Genomic DNA, 2,500 nt, shown 5'->3' with positions numbered 1-2,500 from the left:
AGCTATTTCCTGGAACCGCGCCCCCGCCCTGGCAATCCAATAAGCCAGAACAAGTTATGCAATCCGTCACTACCACCAGGCCCACGAATATTAACGTGGTTCCCATCGACTACGCGTGTCCGCCTCGTCTTAGGGGCCGGCTAACCCTGCTCAGATTAACTTTAAGCAGGAACCCTTGGTCTTTCGGCGAGGGAGTCTCTCACTCCCTTTATCGTTACTCATGTCAACATTCGCACTTCCGATACCTCCAGGAGCCCTCACGGGTCTCCCTTCGCAGGCTTACGGAACGCTCCGCTACCACGTGCAGTAAACTGCACATCCTCAGCTTCGGTGCATGGCTTCAGCCCCGTTACATTTTCGGCGCAAAGACCCTTATTTAGACCAGTGAGCTGTTACGCTTTCTTTAAATGATGGCTGCTTCTAAGCCAACATCCTGGTTGTTTTGGGATCCTCACATCCTTTCCCACTTAGCCATGACTTGGGGACCTTAGCTGGAGGTCAGGGTTGTTGCCCTTTTCACGACGGACGTTAGCACCCGCCGTGTGTCTGCCGATTAGTACTCCCCGGTATTCGGAGTTTGGTTAGGATCAGTAAGACGGTGAGTCCCCATAGCCCATCCAGTGCTCTACCCCCGGGGGTATTCGATCGACGCTCTACCTAAATAGATTTCGCGGAGAACCAGCTATCTCCGAGTTTGATTGGCCTTTCACCCCTAGCCACAAGTCATCCCAATCTATTGCAACAGATGCGGGTTCGGTCCTCCAGTTGGTGTTACCCAACCTTCAACCTGCTCATGGCTAGATCACTCGGTTTCGGGTCTAATGCAACATACTATGGGCGCCCTGTTCAGACTCGCTTTCGCTACGCCTACACCTACCGGCTTAAGCTTGCATGTTACACTAAGTCGTTGACCCATTATACAAAAGGTACGCCGTCAGGCTCACGCCCTCCGACTGTTTGTAGGCAACCGGTTTCAGGTTCTCTTTCACTCCCCTTGTCGGGGTGCTTTTCACCTTTCCCTCACGGTACTTGTTCGCTATCGGTCATGCACGAGTACTTAGGCTTGGAGAGTGGTCTCCCCATGTTCAGACAGGATTTCACGTGTCCCGCCTTACTCAAGGACAATGAGTGTTCTACGTGTACGGGGCTATCACCCGCTACGGCCGGACTTTCCATTCCGTTCCACTTCATTCCTCATTGCCACTGGCCTGGTCCGCGTTCGCTCGCCACTACTTGCGGAGTCTCGGTTGATGTCCTTTCCTGCAGGTACTTAGATGTTTCAGTTCCCTGCGTTCGCTTCTTACCCCTATGTATTCGAAGGTAAGATACCCTGTAGCGATATCTAGAAACCTCTTTTGCCGAACCCTCCAGCCTCACTGCCGGGGGTCTTCTGTCCTCACGCTGTCGCGACCTTCGGTCGCTGCGCTGCGGACGGCGCGGCCAACTCTGGCCGACGGCCCTTGGCCTTTTCGAAGCTTCGCTTCGGCCAGCGCCAAATACGGCAAAACAGATTTTCTAGATATCTAGGGTGGGTTTCCCCATTCGGAGATCCATGGATCAAAGCTCATTCGCAGCTCCCCACGGCTTATCGCAGCGTATCACGTCCTTCATCGCCTGTGCATGCCAAGGCATCCACCAATTGCCCTTAGTTCACTTGATCGTTCTCATTGCCAATGCTCATCTTCTGTTGGGTATGGCAGACCTTGTCCACTCGGCTTTACGCCTCGTGGGGTGCCATACCTGGCCATCCGGACAAACCTGAGTTTGCCGCACCACCCTTTCCCATCTAACGATAAAAACAGGAAACAACGATCCGGTTACCTTTTACAACCGAACCAATCAGATGCCATCGACGTGTTCGGCAGCCAGGCTTTATTGGAACCACGCCGAGCGGTTCGCTTGCCTGCTGCCTTTAAGACCAGCTTCTCGAGATCTGTCCGGGGATGCGCGGTCAGGCAACATCCATCAACATGCCGTCAGAGCCGACAGAAACACCAAAACCCCCGGATCCTTGCGGAACCGAAGCCTTCGACGAACCATCGCCAACAACCGCATGTCTTGAGTAACAAGCGCCCTTCCTACCTCCGACCCCTCGTCCGCATCCGGTCGGCTAGACCATCGGCGGCTTTGGCAGGATCGGTCTCGGACGTCTCGAACCACACCCTTTCGGGCACGACCCAAGACACCTGGACGCTTCCAGACATATCTTCTCTTCACAATGTATCAGAACAGGCACGAACCTTCCGCAGAAGGCGTGCAAACCTTATTTTCCCAATGAAGGATATCAAACCAGCAGACCTGGTGGAGCCGAGCGGGATCGAACCGCCGACCTCCGCAGTGCGATTGCGGCGCTCTCCCAGCTGAGCTACGGCCCCTTTTCGAACCTCTTTAGCCCAGACCGGCAAAACCCTCAACTCCATTCCACATCAGGGCCAGAAGCCCCCGCCGATTTTTCGGCGGCCCGTCCGGAGCGCAACGATCGGAGATCGCGACGGCCTCA

Annotated in this window: 1 tRNA gene and 1 rRNA gene (1 of these 2 only partly in view); both read right to left on the bottom strand. The window is 54.9% G+C overall.

Annotated features, from left to right (window positions below):
- Positions 1–1,660, bottom strand: a 23S ribosomal RNA gene (locus tag ACEVQ6_RS23215); it reaches 1,276 nt to the left of the window's first position.
- Positions 1,661–2,299: 639 nt separating this feature from the next.
- Positions 2,300–2,375: transfer RNA gene (locus tag ACEVQ6_RS23210), tRNA-Ala, on the bottom strand.
- Between the last annotated feature and the right edge of the window lie 125 nt (positions 2,376–2,500).

This window comes from Ensifer soli (assembly GCF_041928815.1).
In the GTDB taxonomy this organism is placed as follows: domain Bacteria; phylum Pseudomonadota; class Alphaproteobacteria; order Rhizobiales; family Rhizobiaceae; genus JBHFEI01.
This window is presented reverse-complemented; position numbering and strand designations above follow the sequence as displayed.